General features: G+C 67.0%; 14 protein-coding genes. 12 read left to right on the forward strand and 2 right to left on the reverse strand.

The window, feature by feature from the left end; all coding sequences use genetic code 11:
* Positions 1 to 106: 106 nt before the first annotated feature.
* Positions 107 to 1,888 (reverse strand): aspartate--tRNA ligase, encoded by a 1,782-nt coding sequence (gene aspS / locus LCM15_RS10770; RefSeq protein ID WP_224856227.1) that lies wholly within the window; start codon positions 1,886 to 1,888, stop codon positions 107 to 109.
* Between the two features lie 185 nt (positions 1,889 to 2,073).
* Here aspS and LCM15_RS10775 point away from each other — a divergent pair, with 185 nt between their 5' ends.
* From LCM15_RS10775 to LCM15_RS10800, 6 genes are all read left to right on the forward strand, one after another.
* Positions 2,074 to 3,306, forward strand: coding sequence for an SAM-dependent methyltransferase (locus LCM15_RS10775; RefSeq protein WP_224856229.1), 1,233 nt, complete (start codon positions 2,074 to 2,076; stop codon positions 3,304 to 3,306).
* A gap of 211 nt (positions 3,307 to 3,517) precedes the next feature.
* Positions 3,518 to 6,850 carry a carbamoyl-phosphate synthase large subunit gene (gene carB, locus LCM15_RS10780; protein WP_224856231.1) on the forward strand — a complete coding sequence of 1,111 codons (3,333 nt, stop codon included), beginning with the start codon at positions 3,518 to 3,520 and terminating at the stop codon, positions 6,848 to 6,850.
* Between the two features lie 783 nt (positions 6,851 to 7,633).
* Positions 7,634 to 9,148 carry a 2,3-bisphosphoglycerate-independent phosphoglycerate mutase gene (gene gpmI, locus LCM15_RS10785; protein WP_224856233.1) on the forward strand — a complete coding sequence of 505 codons (1,515 nt, stop codon included), beginning with the start codon at positions 7,634 to 7,636 and terminating at the stop codon, positions 9,146 to 9,148.
* Positions 9,148 to 10,263: a murein hydrolase activator EnvC family protein gene (locus LCM15_RS10790; protein WP_224856236.1), complete on the forward strand. Its 1,116-nt coding sequence runs from the start codon at positions 9,148 to 9,150 to the stop codon at positions 10,261 to 10,263. Before gpmI ends, LCM15_RS10790 begins: the two co-directional genes overlap by 1 nt.
* Before the next feature lie 7 nt (positions 10,264 to 10,270).
* Positions 10,271 to 11,611, forward strand: a complete 1,341-nt coding sequence (locus LCM15_RS10795) for a S41 family peptidase (protein WP_224856238.1) — start codon at positions 10,271 to 10,273, stop codon at positions 11,609 to 11,611.
* A 55-nt stretch (positions 11,612 to 11,666) separates the two neighbouring features.
* A complete protein-coding gene (locus LCM15_RS10800) occupies positions 11,667 to 12,149 on the forward strand; it encodes an RNA pyrophosphohydrolase (RefSeq protein WP_224856240.1) in 483 nt (160 codons plus the stop codon).
* Positions 12,150 to 12,295: 146 nt separating this feature from the next.
* Here LCM15_RS10800 and LCM15_RS10805 read toward each other — a convergent pair whose 3' ends face one another.
* Entirely contained in the window at positions 12,296 to 12,691 is a 396-nt protein-coding gene (locus LCM15_RS10805; protein WP_224856242.1) for a VOC family protein, read from the reverse strand.
* 100 nt (positions 12,692 to 12,791) lie between these two features.
* Between LCM15_RS10805 and dapD the strand changes: the two genes are divergently transcribed.
* The 6 genes from dapD to LCM15_RS10835 all read left to right on the forward strand — a co-directional run bounded on the left by dapD (position 12,792) and on the right by LCM15_RS10835 (position 18,300).
* Positions 12,792 to 13,619: a 2,3,4,5-tetrahydropyridine-2,6-dicarboxylate N-succinyltransferase gene (gene dapD / locus LCM15_RS10810; protein ID WP_224856243.1), complete on the forward strand. Its 828-nt coding sequence runs from the start codon at positions 12,792 to 12,794 to the stop codon at positions 13,617 to 13,619.
* 169 nt (positions 13,620 to 13,788) lie between these two features.
* A complete protein-coding gene (locus tag LCM15_RS10815) occupies positions 13,789 to 14,034 on the forward strand; it encodes a GlsB/YeaQ/YmgE family stress response membrane protein (RefSeq protein ID WP_224856245.1) in 246 nt (81 codons plus the stop codon).
* 4 nt (positions 14,035 to 14,038) lie between these two features.
* Positions 14,039 to 15,070: a sodium:calcium antiporter gene (locus LCM15_RS10820; RefSeq protein WP_224856672.1), complete on the forward strand. Its 1,032-nt coding sequence runs from the start codon at positions 14,039 to 14,041 to the stop codon at positions 15,068 to 15,070.
* Between the two features lie 73 nt (positions 15,071 to 15,143).
* The gene (locus LCM15_RS10825; RefSeq protein WP_224856248.1) at positions 15,144 to 15,476 is read left to right on the forward strand and encodes a hypothetical protein; all 333 of its coding nucleotides are present in this window, start codon (positions 15,144 to 15,146) and stop codon (positions 15,474 to 15,476) included.
* A 191-nt stretch (positions 15,477 to 15,667) separates the two neighbouring features.
* On the forward strand, positions 15,668 to 16,813 hold the full coding sequence (gene dapE / locus LCM15_RS10830; RefSeq protein WP_224856250.1) for a succinyl-diaminopimelate desuccinylase: 1,146 nt from the start codon (positions 15,668 to 15,670) through the stop codon (positions 16,811 to 16,813).
* Between the two features lie 86 nt (positions 16,814 to 16,899).
* Positions 16,900 to 18,300: a dihydrolipoyl dehydrogenase gene (locus LCM15_RS10835; protein ID WP_224856251.1), complete on the forward strand. Its 1,401-nt coding sequence runs from the start codon at positions 16,900 to 16,902 to the stop codon at positions 18,298 to 18,300.
* Positions 18,301 to 18,334: the final 34 nt, after the last annotated feature.

Raw genomic sequence — 18,334 nt, forward strand, 5'->3', positions numbered from 1 at the left:
GGCCCGGCGTTTGGCAAGCAGAATTCTGCGAGCTCCGGGGGGCTCTGGCGCGGGCACGAAAAAGGGCGCCCGAAGGCGCCCTTTCGTCAGGTCGAAGCGTGCGGCCTCACTCCTGCGGGATCACCCGCAGCGACAGCTCCATGAGCTGATCCGAGCTGGGCTTGGAAGGGGCCTGCATCATCAGGTCCTCGGCGCGCTGGTTCATCGGGAACATGATGACCTCGCGGATGTTCGAGGTCCCGGCCAGCAGCATCACGATACGGTCGATGCCGGCCGCGCAGCCACCGTGCGGCGGAGCGCCGTACTGGAACGCCGTGTAGAGGCCGGCGAAGCGCTTCTTGACCTCGTCCTCGCCGTAGCCGGCGATTTCGAAGGCCTTCAGCATGACCTCGGGCTTGTGGTTCCGGATCGCGCCCGAGACCAGCTCGTAGCCGTTGCAGGCGAGGTCGTACTGGAAGCCCTTGACCGCCAGCGGATCGCCCTCGAGCGCCTCGGCCCCACCCTGCGGCATCGAGAACGGGTTGTGCTCGAAATCTATCGCGCCGGTTTCCTCGTCCTTCTCGTAGATCGGGAAGTCGACGATCCACGCGAAGGCGAAGCGGTTCTTGTCGGTGAGGTTCAGCTCTTCGCCGATCACGTCGCGGGCCTTGCCGGCCACGCGCTGGAAGCCCGAGGGCTTGCCGCCGAGGAAGAACGCCGCGTCGCCGACGCCAAGGCCCAGCTGCTGGCGGATCGCCTCGGTGCGCTCGGGGCCGATGTTCTTGGCCAGCGGGCCGGCGGCCTCGATGCCGTCGCCCTGATCGCGCCAGAAGATGTAGCCCATGCCGGGCAGACCCTCTTTCTGGGCGAAGGCGTTCATCCGGTCGCAGAACTTGCGCGAGCCGCCGGTGGGGGCGGGGATGGCGCGGATCTCGGTGCCGTCCTGCTCGAGCAGCTTGGCGAAGATCGCGAAGCCCGAGCCGCGGAAATGCTCGGAGACGTCCTGCATCTCGATCGGGTTGCGCAGGTCCGGCTTGTCGGTGCCGTATTTCAGCGCCGCCTCGTTATAGGGGATCTGCGGCCAGCTTGCCGGGTCGTCGACCGTCGCGCCTTCGCCGAACTCCTCGAAGATGCCCGCGATCACCGGCGAGATCGTGTCGAACACGTCCTGCTGCGACACGAAGCTCATCTCCATGTCGAGCTGGTAGAAGTCGGTGGGCGAGCGGTCGGCGCGCGGGTCCTCGTCGCGGAAGCAGGGCGCGATCTGGAAATACTTGTCGAAGCCCGACACCATGATGAGCTGCTTGAACAGCTGCGGCGCCTGCGGCAGCGCGTAGAACTTGCCCGGGTGCAGACGCGAGGGCACGAGGAAGTCGCGTGCGCCCTCGGGCGAGGAGGCGGTGATGATCGGGGTCTGGTACTCGCGGAAGCCCTTGTCCCACATGCGGCGGCGCATCGACGAGACCACGTCCGAGCGCAGCGTCATGGCGCGCTGCATCTCTTCGCGGCGCAGGTCGAGGTAGCGATAGCGCAGGCGGGTTTCCTCGGGGTATTCCTGCTCGCCGAAGACCATCAGCGGCAGTTCCTTCGCGGTGCCGAGCACCTCGATGTCGCGCACGAAGACCTCGATTTCGCCGGTGGGCAGCTTCGGGTTGACCAGATCGGCGTCGCGCGCCTTCACCACGCCGTCGATGCGGATGCACCACTCCGCGCGCACCTTCTCGACCTCGGCGAAGGCCGGGCTGTCGGGATCGCAGAGAACCTGCGTCATGCCGTAATGGTCGCGCAGGTCGATGAACAGGATGCCGCCGTGATCGCGGATGCGGTGGACCCATCCCGAGAGACGGACGGTCTCGCCGACGTTCTCCTTGGTCAGCGCGGCGCAGGTGTGCGTGCGGTAGGCGTGCATATCGGGAGCCCTTTGGAAGCTGCTGGAAAGTTAGGCGCCGATACACCGCGCGAAGGGCCGGAAGTCAAGCGACTGGGGCCGGTATCTTGCCGAAAAGGCTGCATGCGTTAACCTTAGTTAATCCCCGCGCCGCATATGCGCGCGGGGGTCTTGGCTGAATTCATTGCGAAAACAGGGGGTCCGGCATGTGGAAAACCGTCCTCGACAAGATGTTGGCGAAACTCGTTGTGACAGGCCGTCTCGGCGTCACGTGGCCCGATGGAAGCAGGACCGGCTACGGGCCGGGCGGCGATCTCGAGGCCGAGGTGCGGCTCACCGATGAAAGCATCGTGCGTGAGCTGAGCCAGCGCCCGGTGCTGGCGCTCGGGGAGGGCTACATGGATGGCCGCATCGAGGTGGCACCGGAACAGATTTATCCCTTCATGGCGCTGCTGATCCGCAACCAGCAATCGGGCAAGATGCCAAAGTGGTTCGACATGGTGCAGGCGCTGCGTGGCTGGACCCGCGGCATCGAACAGCGCAACAATCCGCTGCGGTCGCAGAAGAACGTGCAGCATCACTACGATATCTCCGACGAGCTTTACCGCCTCTTCCTAGACGAGGACATGCAGTACAGCTGCGCCTATTTCGCCCGCCCGGACATGACGCTCGAGCAGGCGCAGGTGGCGAAGAAGGACCTCATCGCGCGCAAACTGCGGATCTCGCCGGGGATGCGGGTGCTCGATATCGGCTGCGGCTGGGGCGGCATGGCGCTGACGCTGGCGCGCGATTACGGCGCCCGGGTGGTCGGGGTGACGCTGTCGGAGAACCAGCTTGCCACGGCGCGGGCCAGGGCCGAGGAGGCGGGGCTTTCGGACCGGGTCGAGTTCCGGCTGCTCGATTATCGAAAGGTTGATGAAACCTTCGACCGGATCGTCAGCGTGGGGATGCTCGAGCATGTCGGCTTCCCGCATCTCGATGCCTATTTCGAGAAGGTCGACACCTTGCTCGCCGAGGATGGAATCGCGCTGATTCACACCATCGGCCATCTGTCGGAGCCGCAGCCCACCTCGAAGTGGCTCGACAAGTACATCTTCCCGGGCGGCTATGTCCCCTCGCTCTCCGAGGTCTCGGCCTCGGTCGAGAAGACCGCGCTCTGGGCCACCGATGTCGAGGTGCTGCGCGGCCATTACGGCCCGACGCTGCACCATTGGCGAGAGCGGTTCGAGGCGGCGCTGCCCAAGGTGCGCGAGATGTACGACGAGACCTTCGTGCGCATGTGGCGCTTCTATCTCGTTGCTTGTGAAGCGACTTTCGAGGAGATGTATCAGGGCGTCTTCCACTTCCAGCTCGCGCATCGGCAATACGCGGTGCCGGTGACCCGGGACTACCTCTATCAGCACGAAGGCAGGGACCGGATGATGCACGCCGCCCAATAACACCGGGCGTGCCGGCCCCGACGTCAGGCAGCAGGAATTTTCGTCCGAGAATTCTTCGCCCGAAGCCGTCTCGGCGCGGTCGGTATGGGGTTGCAGCGCGCCTTCCGATGTCTATAACGCACGACAATTTGCGGGCAGCTGCGACTCCTCCGCACGTCGTCGCACGCCTGCATGAAATGCCCGGAACACGCCCCAAGTCAGAGGTCGAGACATGCCCAAGAGAACCGATATCAAATCCATCATGATCATCGGCGCAGGGCCCATCATCATCGGCCAGGCCTGCGAGTTCGACTATTCCGGCGCACAGGCCTGCAAAGCCCTGCGCGAGGAAGGCTACCGGGTCATTCTGGTGAACTCGAACCCGGCCACGATCATGACCGACCCCGAGCTCGCCGACGCCACCTATATCGAGCCGATCACCCCCGAGATCGTCGCCAAGATCATCGAGAAGGAGCGCCCCGACGCGCTGCTGCCGACGATGGGCGGGCAGACCGGTCTCAACACCTCGCTCAAGCTCGAGGAAATGGGCGTGCTCGAGAAGTTCGGCGTGGAGATGATCGGCGCCAAGCGCGAGGCCATCGAGATGGCCGAGGACCGGGCGCTGTTCCGCGAGGCGATGGATCGCATCGGCCTCGAGAACCCGGCCGCCACCATCGTCACCGCCCCCACCAAGCCCAACGGCAAGGCCGATCTCGATGCCGGCGTCGCGATCGCGCTCGAGGCGCTCGAGACCGTCGGCCTGCCGGCGATCATCCGCCCCGCCTTCACCCTCGGCGGCACCGGCGGCGGCGTGGCCTACAACCGCGAGGACTATATCCACTACTGCCGCTCGGGCATGGATGCCTCGCCGGTCAACCAGATCCTCGTCGACGAGTCGCTGCTCGGCTGGAAGGAATTCGAGATGGAGGTGGTCCGCGACAAGGCGGACAACGCGATCATCGTCTGCGCCATCGAGAACGTCGACCCGATGGGCGTGCATACCGGTGACTCGATCACCGTGGCCCCGGCGCTGACCCTGACCGACAAGGAATACCAGATCATGCGCAACGGCTCGATCGCCGTGCTGCGCGAGATCGGCGTCGAGACCGGCGGCTCGAACGTGCAGTGGGCGGTGAACCCCGAGAACGGCCGCATGGTGGTGATCGAGATGAACCCGCGGGTGTCGCGCTCTTCGGCGCTGGCCTCCAAGGCCACCGGCTTCCCGATCGCCAAGATCGCCGCCAAGCTCGCCGTGGGCTACACGCTCGACGAGCTCGACAACGACATCACCAAGGTCACCCCGGCGAGCTTCGAGCCGACCATCGACTACGTCGTCACCAAGATCCCGAAATTCGCCTTCGAGAAGTTCGCGGGCTCGGAGCCCTACCTCACCACCGCGATGAAGTCGGTGGGCGAGGCGATGTCGATCGGCCGCACGATCCACGAGTCGATGCAGAAGGCGCTGGCGTCGATGGAATCCGGCCTCACCGGCTTTGACGAGATCGAGATCGAGGGCGCGCCGGAGAAGTCCGCCGTCATCAAGGCGATCAGCCAGCAGACCCCGGACCGGCTCCGCACCATCGCGCAGGCCATGCGTCACGGGCTCTCGAACGACGAGATCCACGGCGTCACCATGTTCGACCCGTGGTTCCTCGACCGCATCCGCGAGATCGTCGAGGCCGAGGAAGAGGTGCGCGCCAACGGTCTGCCGCAGACCGAAGAGGGGATGCGCCAGCTCAAGATGATGGGCTTCACCGATGCCCGGCTCGCCAAGCTCACCGGCTTCTCCGAGAAGGACGTGCGCGGCCGCCGCACCGCGCTTGGCGTCACCGCCGTGTTCAAGCGCATCGACACCTGCGCCGCCGAGTTCGAGGCCCAGACGCCCTACATGTACTCTACCTACGAAGAGCCGATGATGGGCGAGGTGGAATGCGAGGCGCGGCCCTCCGACAAGAAGAAGGTCGTCATCCTCGGCGGTGGTCCGAACCGGATCGGCCAGGGCATCGAGTTCGATTACTGCTGCTGCCACGCCTGCTTCGCGCTCACCGCCGCGGGCTACGAGACCATCATGATCAACTGCAACCCCGAGACCGTGTCGACCGACTACGACACCTCGGACCGGCTGTATTTCGAACCGCTCACCTTCGAGCACGTGATGGAGATCCTGCGGGTCGAGCGCTCGAACGGCACCCTGCACGGCGTGATCGTGCAATTCGGCGGGCAGACGCCGCTGAAACTGGCCAACGCGCTCGAGGCCGAGGGCATCCCGATCCTCGGCACCACGCCGGACGCCATCGACCTCGCCGAGGACCGCGAGCGCTTCCAGGCGCTGGTGAACCAGCTCGAGCTCAAGCAGCCGCGGAACGGCATCGCCTCGACCGACGCGCAGGCGCTGGCCATCGCCGACAGCATCGGCTTCCCGCTGGTGATCCGCCCGTCCTACGTGCTGGGCGGCCGGGCGATGGAGATCGTCCGCGACATGGCCCATCTCGAGCGCTACATCAAAGAGGCGGTGGTGGTCTCGGGCGACAGCCCGGTGCTGCTCGACAGCTATCTCGACGGTGCGGTCGAGCTTGACGTGGACGCGCTCTGCGACGGCGAGGCGGTGCACGTGGCGGGCATCATGCAGCACATCGAGGAAGCCGGCGTGCACTCGGGCGACAGCGCCTGCTCGCTGCCGCCCTATTCGCTCTCGGACGACGTGATCGCCCGGGTCAAGGTGCAGACCGAGGCGCTGGCCAAGGCGCTCAACGTGGTCGGCCTGATGAACGTGCAGTTCGCTGTCAAGGATGACGAGATCTACCTCATCGAGGTCAACCCGCGCGCCTCGCGCACCGTGCCCTTCGTCGCCAAGGCCACCGACTCTGCCATCGCCTCGATCGCCGCACGCATCATGGCCGGCGAGAAGCTCTCGGCCTTCCCGATGCGCGAGGGCTACGCCGCCGACACCGACTATAACAGCGACGTGCCGATCGCCGACCAGATGACCCTGGCAGACCCGAACATGCCGTGGTTCTCGGTGAAGGAGGCGGTGCTGCCCTTCGCCCGCTTCCCCGGCGTCGACACCATCCTCGGACCCGAGATGCGCTCGACCGGCGAGGTCATGGGCTGGGACCGCTCCTTCCCGCGCGCCTTCCTCAAGGCGCAGATGGGCGCCGGCATCCATCTCCCGACCGAGGGCGCGGTGTTCGTGTCGATCAAGGACGCGGACAAGACCGAGCAGATGCTCGAGGCCGCCCGCGTTCTGGTCGAGATGGGCTTCACCCTGATCGCCACCGGTGGCACGGCGACCTTCCTCGAGGCGGCGGGCATCACCTGCGAGCGCGTCAAGAAGGTCTACGAGGGCCGTCCGAACGTGGTCGACCTGATGAAGGACGGTGGCATCCAGCTGGTGTTGAACACCACCGAGGGCACCGCCGCGGTCGAGGACAGCCGCGAGATCCGCTCGGTCGCGCTCTACGACAAGATCCCCTACTTCACCACCGCCGCCGGCGCCCACGCCGCGGTGATGGCGATGAAGGCCCGCGAGGAGGGGGAGATCGTGGTGAAGTCGCTGCAGGGGTGAGGCTCTGAATGCAAACTGGATGAAGCGCGACACCAAGACGGCGCGCTTTCTGGTCCAGAAGGCTTCGAGCAAGGCGCTCGAGGGCATCTACAAAAGACATTCAGATAAGGCGGGGCGGAAACGTCCCGCCTTATCTGCGTCTGAACAACGCCCCGGCGCGGAATCAAGCCCGAAGGGCGCCGCGCAAGCGCCGGACCGTCCCTGCGGTTTGGCGTTTTGGTGACGTCAGCGCCGCGTGTCGAGGTCTTTTGGACTTGGCCGGGATAAATCGAGAGGTTCGACGGGATGAGCGCCAGCCCACGGTCCGGCGCTTGCGCGGCTTGCTCTGTTGAGCGGGCCTCAAGGTCAGTGCGTGAGCGCGAGGTGCGAACCCATGACTGCGCTGGCTGACGCTTTGGTGACGTCAGCGCGGCGTGTCGAGGTCCTTCGGATCTGGCCGGGATACATCGAGAGGTTTTACGGGACGAGCGCCCAACCACGCCCCAGCGCGGAATCAAGCCCGAAGGGCGCCGCGCCAGCGCCGGACCGTCCCGGCGGTCTGGCGCTTTGGTGACGTCAGCGCCGCATGTCGAGGTCCTTCGGATCTGGCCGGGATAAATCGAGAGGTTCGGCGGGACGAGCGCCAGCCCACGGTCCGGCGCTTGCCCGGCTTGCTCTGCCGACCCGCCCTTGGATAAACGTCAGCGCCGGAAAGACCATCCCGACCGCGCGATTCCGCGCGCTCTCCACATCCCTCCTCAACCCTGCTAAGCCTGCCCTGACCGCATCAGGAGGGCCTCCCACATGACCACGCCGAAACCCGTTGTCCTGACCATTCTCGACGGCTGGGGCCTGCGCGAGGAGGAGGCGTTCAACGCGCCGAAGCTCGCCCGCACGCCCACCATGGACAAGCTCTATGCCAGCTGCCCGCACGCCACGCTGGTGACCTTCGGGCCGGATGTGGGGCTGCCGTCGGGGCAGATGGGCAACTCGGAAGTGGGCCACACCAATATCGGCGCGGGCCGGGTCGTGGCGATGGATCTCGGCCAGATCGACCTCGCCATCGAGGACGGCTCCTTCTTCGACAACGACGCGATCAAGAGCTTCGCCGCCAAGGTCCTCGACGCGGGCGGCACGGCCCATGTCATGGGCGTGGTCTCGGATGGCGGCGTGCATGGCCATATCGAGCACCTCAAGGCCGGCGTGGAGATGCTCACTGATCTTGGCTGCAACGTCATCGTCCACGCCATCACCGACGGTCGCGACGTGGCACCGAAATCCGGCGAGGCCTTCGTGAAGGACCTGTCCGACAGCCTGCCGGACGGCGCCTCGATCGGCACCGTCATCGGGCGCTACTACGCCATGGACCGCGACAATCGCTGGGAGCGGGTCGCACAGGCCTATGACGCGATGATCCTCGCCAAGGGCGAGACCGCGCCGGACCCGGTCACGGCGGTCAGCCAGAGCTACGCCAACGGCAAGACCGACGAGTTCATCCCCGCCACGGTGATCGACGGCTACGCGGGGCTGGCCGCGGGCGATGGCTTTTTCTGCATGAACTTCCGCGCCGACCGCGCCCGCGAGATCCTGCGCGCCATCGGCGAGCCGGGATTCGACGGGTTCGAGCGCGAGAAGCCCGAGCTCTCGGCGCTGCTGGGCATGGTCGAGTATTCCGACGATCACAACGCCTACATGGCCACCGCCTATCCCAAGCGCGAGATCGTCAACACGCTGGGCGAGTGGGTGGCCAAGCACGGACGGCGGCAGTTCCGCCTCGCCGAAACCGAGAAATACCCGCATGTCACCTTCTTCCTCAACGGCGGCAAGGAGACCCCGGAGGAGGGTGAGGACCGGTTCATGCCGAAATCGCCCAAGGTGGCGACCTACGACCTGCAGCCCGAGATGTCCGAGCCCGAGGTGGCCGAGAAGTTCGTCGAGGCCATCGAGGCCGGCTACGACTTGATTGTCACCAACTTCGCCAATCCCGACATGGTCGGTCATACCGGCGATCTCGAGGCCGCGATCAAGGCCTGCGAGGCGGTCGATGACGGCCTCGGGAAGGTCGTCGCGGCGCTTGAAAAGGCGGGCGGTGCGATGGTCGTGATCGCCGATCACGGCAATTGCGAGACCATGTGGGACGCGGCCACCGACGGCCCGCACACTGCCCACACCACCAATCTGGTGCCGGTGATCCTGTTCGGCGGCCCCGAGGGCGCAACGCTGCATGACGGCCGGCTGGCAGACGTGGCGCCGACGCTGCTGCAGCTCATGGGGCTCGACCAGCCCGAAGAGATGACCGGGTCGAGCCTGATCGACTGATGCTGCGGCTCACCCTGATCCTGTCGCTGCTCGCCGCCCCGGTCCTGGCGCAGGATCCGGGGGACGCCGCGCGCGAGGCGGCGCGAGCGCTGGAAGAGGCCTCGCTGCAGCTCGACCGGGCCGAAAGCGCGCGCGACCGGGTGCGGGCGCTCACCGCCACGGTTAAGGCCTACGAGGACGGGCTCACCGCGATGCGCGACGGCCTGCGCGAGGCGGCGATCCGCGAGACCGAGCTGAGCCGCCGCCTGCAGGGGCAGGAGGCCGAGATTGCCCAGCTTCTGGGCGTGCTGTCGAGCATGGGCGGACGCGCCGCCCCGGGCGCCATGCTGCACCCCGACGGCCCCGTGGGCGCGGCGCGCGCGGGCATGATGCTGGCAGCGGTGACGCCGGGGCTGACCGCGCAGGCCGAGGCGCTGCGCGGCGATCTCGAGGAGGTCACCGCGCTGCGCTCGCTCCAGCAGCGCGCCTCCGAGACGCTCCAGCGCGGCCTCACCGGCGCGCAGGAGGCCCGCACCGAGCTCAGCCAAGCGGTGGCTGACCGCACCGACCTGCCCAAGCGCTTCACCGAGGACCCGATCCGCACCGCGATCCTGATCTCCTCGACCGAGACGCTGCAGGGCTTTGCCAGCGGGCTGTCGCAGATCACCGAGGACGAAAGCGCGAGCCAGCTGCCGCCGATCGACGACCGCAAGGGCGCGCTCGAGATGCCGGTGCAGGGCGAGATCCTGCGCCGTGCCGGAGAGGCGGATGCCGCCGGCGTAACCCGCCCCGGCATCGTGGTCGCGACCCTGTCCGAGGCGCTCGTCACCACGCCCACCGCCGCCACCGTGCGCTACAGCGGTCCGCTGCTCGACTATGGACTGGTGACGATCCTCGAGCCGCAGCCCGACCTGCTCTTCGTTCTGGCCGGGCTCGACGTGGTCTTCGGCCAGACCGGCGAGGTGCTGCCCGCCGGCAGCCCGGTGGGCCTGATGGGCGGGTCCGCGGAGTCGGACGATCCGTCACCATCTGTTGAAGGGGCTGGCGCTGGACGCACGGAAACGCTCTATATAGAGGTCAGACAGGGCGACAGGCCCGTGGACCCGCTCACGTGGTTCGCAAGCGACAAGGGATGATATGGGCATGAACAAGTTTCTGATGGCCGCGCTCGGTGGCACGGTCGCCGGCGTCGTCGCGACAACGCAGTTTGTCGGGCCGCTCCTGGCGCAGGAGAGCGAGAAGTCCGGCAGCGTCTACGAACAGCTCGACCTGTTCGGCGACATCTTCGAGCGCATCCGCGCACAGTATGTCGAAGAGGTCGACGAGGGCGAGCTGATCGAGGCTGCGATCAACGGGATGCTGACCTCGCTCGACCCGCATTCGAGCTACCTCCCCCCCGACGATGCCGAGGACATGCGGGTGCAGACCCGCGGCGAGTTCGGCGGTCTCGGCATCGAGGTGACGCAGGAAGACGGCTTCGTGAAGGTGGTCTCGCCGATCGACGACACGCCCGCCTTCGAGGCCGGCATCGAGGCCGGTGACTTCATCACCCATGTCGATGGCGAAAGCGTTCTGGGCATGACCCTCGACGAGGCGGTCGACCTGATGCGCGGCCCGGTGGGCTCCGACATCGTGATCACCGTCGCGCGCGAGGGCGAGGAAGAGCCCTTCGACGTGACCATCACCCGCGACACCATCACGCTCACCGCCGTGCGCACCCGTCTCGAGGGCGACACCGTGGTGCTGCGCGTCACCACCTTCAACGACCAGACCTTCCCGAACCTCGAGGAGGGGCTTGCCGAGCGCATCGAAGAGGCCGGCGGCCTCGACGAGGTCAACGGCGTGGTGCTCGACCTGCGCAACAACCCCGGCGGCCTGCTGACCCAGGCGATCAAGGTCTCGGACGCCTTCCTCCACAAGGGCGAGATCGTGTCGACCCGCGGCCGCGACCCGCAGGACGGAGAGCGCTACAACGCCAGCGAGGGCGATCTGGCCAGCGGCAAGCCGATGGTCGTGCTGATCAACGGAGGGTCCGCCTCGGCCTCCGAGATCGTCGCCGGCGCGCTGCAGGATCACCGCCGCGCGGTGGTGGTGGGCACCAAGAGCTTCGGCAAGGGCTCGGTCCAGACCGTGATGCCGGTGCGCGGCGATGGCGCCATGCGCCTGACCACAGCGCGCTACTACACGCCGTCGGGCCGCTCGATCCAGGCGCTTGGCGTGTCGCCCGACATCGTCGTCGAGCAGCCGCGCCCGCGCCCCGAGGAGGACGAGGAGGAGGCGGTGAATCCGTTCAGCCGCTCCGAGGCCGACCTGCGGGGCCGTCTCGACAACGACAGCCTCAGCGAAGAGGAAATCCGTCAGATCGAGGAAGAGCGCGAGCAGGCCGAGCAGGCCGCCGCCCTGCGCGAAGAGGATTACCAGCTCGCCTACGCGATCGACATCCTCAAGGGGCTGACGGTGCTCGAAACCGAGAACCTCGAGTGATACGGACAAGGGCGGGGACTTCCCCGCCCTTCTTCTTTCTGCACAAGGCCGCCAAATGACTCCCGAAGACATCGCCAAGCTGCCCTACCGCCCCTGCGTCGGCGTCATGCTCGTGAATGCCGACAACGAGGTCTTCGTCGGCCAGCGCATCGACAGCGAGATCCCGGCCTGGCAGATGCCGCAGGGCGGTGTCGACAAGGGCGAGGCGCCGCGCGACGCGGCCCTGCGCGAGCTCTGGGAAGAGACCGGCGTCTCGCCCGAGCTGGTGAGCGTCGAGGCGGAAACCGAGGCATGGCTGCCCTACGATCTGCCGCATGACATCGTGCCGCGGATCTGGAAGGGGCGCTATCGCGGGCAGGAGCAGAAATGGTTCCTGCTGCGCTTCCACGGCAGCGACGATCAGGTGAACATCGCCACCGAGCATCCCGAGTTCTCGACCTGGCGCTGGCTGGCGGCGGACGAGGTCGTGGGCCAGATCGTGCCGTTCAAGCGCGAGGTCTACGAGAAGGTGCTGACCGCGTTCCGCGCGCACCTCTGACGCGGGCCACCTCCGGCCCTGTCACCTAACGGGCCGAGCTTGCGGCGTGCCACCGAGCGTCTCTAACCACAAAGACCCCGCGAGCGATCTCGCGGGGTCTTTCTTTTTCAAGGGCCTCGACCGAGGCCCCAGCTCTGCGGGCCGCCTCAGGCGAAGCGCCCTTCGCGGGCCAGCACCTCGATTTGGTAGCCGTCGGGATCGGCCACGAAGAAGAACTTCGCCACCACCTCGCCCGCCGGGGCGAACTCGACCAGCTTGCGCGGATTGAGACCCTCGGCGGTGAAACGCGCGTGCTCGGCTTCGAGATCGTCGACCGACATCGCGAGGTGGCCGTAGCCGTCGCCGAGATCGTAGGGCTCGGTGCGGTCCTTGTTCACCGTGAGCTCAAGCTCGAACCCGGTTTCGGCGTTCGAGAGATAAACCAGCGTGAATTCGGGGAAATCGAGCCGGTCGGCCACGGTGAGGCCGAAGGCGGTCTCGTAGAAGGCCAGCGAGCGCGCTTCGTCGAGCACCCGGATCATGCTGTGGATTGCCTTGGCCATGCGTCTCGTCCTTTCCTGCAGGGGGCGACCTCGGGATGCGTTGCCGTAAGGCGGGCCGCCCGGTATAGGGCTTGGAACCGGATTGCACGAGGAGACGCAGATGTCCAACGCACAGCTCGAAGCCGCCATCGAAGCCGCCTGGGAGGCGCGCGACACCATCACCCCGTCGACCGGGGGCGAAACCCGCGAGGCCATCGAGGACACGCTCGACGCGCTCGATTCGGGCAGGCTGCGCGTCGCCGAGAAGCAGGCGGACGGCAACTGGCAGGTCAACCAGTGGGCCAAGAAGGCGGTGCTGCTCGGCTTCCGCATCAAGGACATGGAGATGCATGACGGCGGCCCGCAGGGCGCCGGCTGGTGGGACAAGGTCGACAGCAAGTTCAAGGGCTGGGGCGACAGTGAATGGAAGGCCGCGGGCTTCCGCGCGGTGCCGAACTGCGTTGTGCGCAAGTCGGCCTATATCGCGCCGGGCGTGGTGCTGATGCCGTCCTTCGTGAACCTCGGCGCCTATGTCGACGAGGGCACCATGGTCGACACCTGGGCCACCGTCGGCTCCTGCGCGCAGATCGGCAAGGGCGTGCACCTGTCCGGCGGCGTCGGCATCGGTGGCGTGCTCGAGCCCATGCAGGCCGGGCCGACCATCATCGAGGACAACTGCTTCATCGGCGCGCGCTCCGAGGTCGTCGAGGGCGTGATCGTGCGCGAGGGCTCGGTGCTCGGCATGGGCGTCTTCCTCGGCCAGTCGACCAAGATCGTCGACCGCGAGACCGGCGAAGTGTTCTACGGCGAAGTGCCGCCCTACTCGGTGGTCGTCGCCGGCACCATGCCGTCGAAGAACGGCGTGAACCTCTATTGCGCGGTGATCGTCAAGCGCGTCGACGAAAAGACCCGCTCCAAGACCGGCATCAACGAACTGCTGCGCGACTGAACGCGTCGCTCGAAGCTCCAGAGCCCTGACACGGCGGTCCTTCGGGGCCGCCGTGTTGCATTTTTGCAGAGCTTTCAGCCGCACAGCGGCCCTTGGCGCGTCGCTGCGGAACCTTCCGGCCTGCCGGATGTTCCATTTCTGTTAACTGGAACTGACAGGGATATTTCTCATGGGTCTTGGCCTGATTGCATCCATCATCGTCGGCGGGCTGGCCGGCTGGATCGCCAGCATGATCATGAAGGCCGATACCGGCATTCTGATGAACATCATTCTCGGCATCATCGGCGCGGTCGCGCTGAACTTCGTTCTCTCGCTGCTCGGCATCTACGCTGCCAACACCTGGGTGCCGCAGCTGATCGTGGGCATCATCGGCGCCAGCGCGCTGATCTGGATCGTGCGCAAAGTCCGAAGCTGACCTGCTGATGCAGGACCTATCGCTTCCGCTCCTGCTGGGGATTTTCGCCTTGGCAGGAGCCATTGTCGTTGCCGCCTCCATCCGCGCCACGGCGCTGGCCGACCTGATCGCCGACCGCACCAAGCTCGGTGAGGCCATGGTCGGGGGCATCCTGCTTGGCGGCGCGACCTCGCTCTCGGGCGTGGTGGTGTCTGTCACCGCGGCCTATGGCGGCGACGCCAGTTTCGCGGTGTCGAACGCCGTCGGCGGCATCGCGGCCCAGACGCTGTTCCTCGGGCTGGCGGACCTCTTCTACAAACGCGTGAACCTCGAACATGCCGCGGCAGAGCCCGCGAACCTGTTCCAGGCGGTCATGCTGCTCATCTTGCTGTCGATGCCGATCGCCGCCATGGCCGGGCCGGACATCGCCTATTTCGGCGTCTCGCCGGTCTCGGTGGTGATGTTCCTCGGCTATCTCTGGGGCGTGCGCCTGTCCTCGATCGTCGGCGAGCGCCCGATGTGGCGCCCGGTCGAGACCTCGGACACCCGTCGCGACGAACCGGACGAAGACAACGATCCCCATGCCCCGGTCCTGCGTCCGGCACTGATCTTTGTCGGTCTGGTCGCGATCATGGGCCTGTCGGGCTGGGTCATCAGCCAGGTCGCGGGGGTCTTCATCACCCGTTACGAGCTGTCCTCGAGCCTCGTGGGGGCGCTGATCACCGCGATCATCACCTCTTTGCCCGAGCTGGTCACCACCCTCGTCGCGGTGCGCCGTGGCGCCTTGCAGCTTGCGGTGGGCGGGATCATCGGCGGCAACACCTTCGACACGCTGTTTCTGGTGTTCTCGGATGTGGCCTATCGCGAAGGCTCGATCTTTCAGGCGGTTGGCGAGACCGATCTCTACTGGCTGGCGACGGGCATGCTGATGACCGCCATCCTGCTTGGCGGGCTAATCCTGCGTCAGCGCGAGGGGCCGGCGCGGATCGGCATCGAGTCGGTGCTTCTCATCGTGATCTACTGCTGTGCCGTGGCGGTCGAACTCTTCGCGCCCTGAGGGCTGGGCGGAGCAGGGCTTGACTCGCGGCCATGGCTGACGCATCCCGCCCGAAACGCGGGAGACGGCAGGCATGGCCAGCAAGAAACCATCACGGCAGCAGGTCTACACCCTTTTGGTCGAGGTCGGCCGCAAGGCGGGCGACGGCTTGCCGGAGAATTCCACCGGGGCGGCGCTGATGTGCTATGCCAGCGGAGTCGACGAGGCCGAAGCGGTGCGCGAGACCGTGGCGATCCTCAAGCAGGCCGAGCTGGCGCCGCTCGACGTGACCGGCTACGGCACCGAGGACGAGCGCCGCGCCCAGGGCCACGAGATCGAGGCCGACGAGCAGGAGCTCATGGCCCGTGCGCTCGAGGAAAACTCCGTCATCGTCGCGCAGGTCACGCCGTTCTTCGACAAGAACTGAGGCGGGCGGACCCGGCCAAGAAAATTAGCTAATTTTCTTGGCCCCAAGATTTTTCGTACGAAAAATCTTTTCCCTGCACCCGGTCCGGCTGGATCCCCGCGACTGGATCGGTCCGCTCTGCCAACATGCGGGGTTTGCCCTTGCGCGCGCGTCGCGGTAGCCAAAGCGCAGACACAGCAAGGAACCGTGCCATGACGACCGATCCCGTCGCCCTCACCGCCGATCTCATCCGCTGCCCCTCTGTCACGCCCGAGGAGGGCGGGGCGCTGGTGCTGCTGCAGCGACTGTTCGAGGAGGCGGGGTTTACCTGCACCCGGGTGGACCGGAACGGCACCGCGAACCTTTTTGCCCGCTGGGGTGACAAGGGGCACGCGCGCAGCTTCGGATTCAACGGCCATACCGACGTGGTGCCGGTGGGCGATGAAGCGGCCTGGAGCTGCGATCCCTTCGGGGCCGAGATCCGCGACGGCGTGATGTACGGACGCGGCGCGACCGACATGAAATCCGGCGTTGCGGCCTTCGCCGCCGCCGCGGTGGATTTCGTCAGGGAGACCCCGCCGGAGGGCGCCATCGTACTCGCGATCACCGGTGACGAGGAGGGCGACGCCACCGACGGCACCGTGGCGCTGCTCGACTGGATGGCGGAGCAGGACGAGCGCATGTCGGTCTGCCTCGTGGGCGAGCCGACCTGCCCGTCGGAGATGGGCGACATGATGAAGATCGGCCGTCGCGGCTCGCTCTCGGCGTGGTTCACGGTGACCGGCACGCAGGGCCATGCCGCCTATCCGCACCGGGCGCTGAACCCGATGCCGGCGATGGCACGGCTGATGGACCGGCTCTCCGCGCACGAGCTCGACACCGGCACCGATCATTTCGACGCCTCGACGCTCGCCGTGGTGTCCATCGATACCGGCAACCCGGCGACCAACGTGATCCCGGCGCAGAGCCGCGGCACCGTCAACATCCGCTTCAACGACACCCACACCGGCGCCGCGCTGTCGGACTGGCTGCGCGAGGAGGCCGCAGCGGTCGATGCCGCGTTCGGCACCACCACAGAGGTCCGGATCCAGATCTCGGGCGAGAGCTTCCTGACCCCGCCGGGGCCGCTTTCGGATCTGGTCGCCGCGGCGGTCGAGGCCGAGACCGGGCGCAAGCCGGAGCTTTCGACCTCGGGCGGCACCTCGGACGCGCGCTTCGTCAAGGATCACTGCCCGGTGGTCGAATTCGGGCTGGTGGGCAAGACAATGCATCAGGTCGACGAGAACGTGCCGGTGGACCAGATTGTGCGCCTCAAGGAGATCTACACCCGCATCCTCCGCGACTATTTCGCCGACTGATGGCTGTTTCGTGACGCCGGGCGGGGAACCTCTCTTCTCCCCGCCCGGTTGGTCCTGCGACCAAGGAACGACCGAAGGGCAGGACAATGGCGGATCTGACATGCGACGTGGCCATCATCGGGGCCGGCACCGCCGGTCTTGCGGCGGAGCGGAACGCCCGCAAGCACGGGGCCAGCACGCTGCTGATCGACCCGGAATTCGCTGGCACGACCTGCGCCACGGTGGGCTGTATGCCCTCCAAGCTGCTGATCGCCGCCGCCCGGAGCGCGCACGGCGCGCGGCAGGCGGGGGTCTTCGGCGTCGAGACCGGCGAGGTCAGGATTGATGGCCCCGCCGTGCTGCGCCGGGTCTGCGAGCATCGCGACCGCTTTGCGCAGGCCACCCGCGACGGGATCATGGACCTGCCCGAAGAAATCCGGGTGCAGGCCCGCGCCCGCTTCACTTCCGCCACGACGCTCGAGCTCGATGACGGGCGGACGGTGGCCGCGAAGGCGGTGATCATCGCCACGGGCTCGAGCCCGATGGTGCCGGGGCCTTACGCTGATCTTGGCGATCTGGCGCTGACCAACGAAACGGTGTTCGAGGAGGCCGACCTGCCCGAGAGCCTCGCGGTGATCGGCGGCGGCGTGATCGGCCTCGAGTTGGCGCAGGCCATGGCGCGGCTCGGCGTCCGCGTGGCGCTCTTCGACCGGGAGGAGATGCTGGGACAGGTCCGCTGCAAGAAGGTCCACGCGGCGCTGGAAGAGGCGATGGGGCGCGAGATGGCGCTTCATCTCGGCACCGACCCGCAGCCCTCCGAGCAGGACGGACGCGTGCGCATCGACTGGGACGGCGAGAGCGACACCTTCGACAAGGTGCTTGTCGCCACCGGGCGCCCGCCCAACGTCAAGGGTCTCGGACTCGAGACCACCGGCCTCGCGCTCGACGACAAGGGAATGCCCGAGATCGACCCCGAGACCCTGCAATGCGGCGAGGCGCCGATCTTCATGGTGGGCGACTCGAATGCCGGGCGCCCGGTGCTGCACGAAGCCTCGGACGAAGGCGCGATTGCCGGGCGCAATGCCGTGGCCTACCCGGCGCTGGTGCGCTCCGAGCGCAAGGTCAACTTTGCCATCACCTTCACCGAGCCGCCGCTCGTGGCGATCGGCGACAGTCCCGATGACAGCGCCAAGATCGGCAGCGCCGATTACACCGATCAGGGCCGCGCGAAGGTCGATGCCCAGAACACCGGCCTTGCCCGGCTCTATGCCGCTGCGCCCGAGGGTCGACTGATCGGGGCGGATCTGTTCTGCCCGGGCGCCGATCACATGGGCCACCTGCTGGTGCTGGCCATCGGCCAGAAGATGACCGCCGGGGACCTGCTCGACATGCCGTTCTACCACCCGACGCTCGAGGAAGGGCTCAAGGGCGCGCTGCGCGAGATCTGCCATGCCGTGCCGCTGAAGGTGCCGGGCGATCACGACACCGGCAATCCGCCGGGCGTCTAGAGTGCGCAATCGCGGTGGGGTGCGGCAGCGGGCG

It is taken from the genome of Salipiger bermudensis (genome assembly GCF_020171625.1).
GTDB classification, from domain to species: Bacteria; Pseudomonadota; Alphaproteobacteria; order Rhodobacterales; family Rhodobacteraceae; genus Salipiger; species Salipiger bermudensis_B.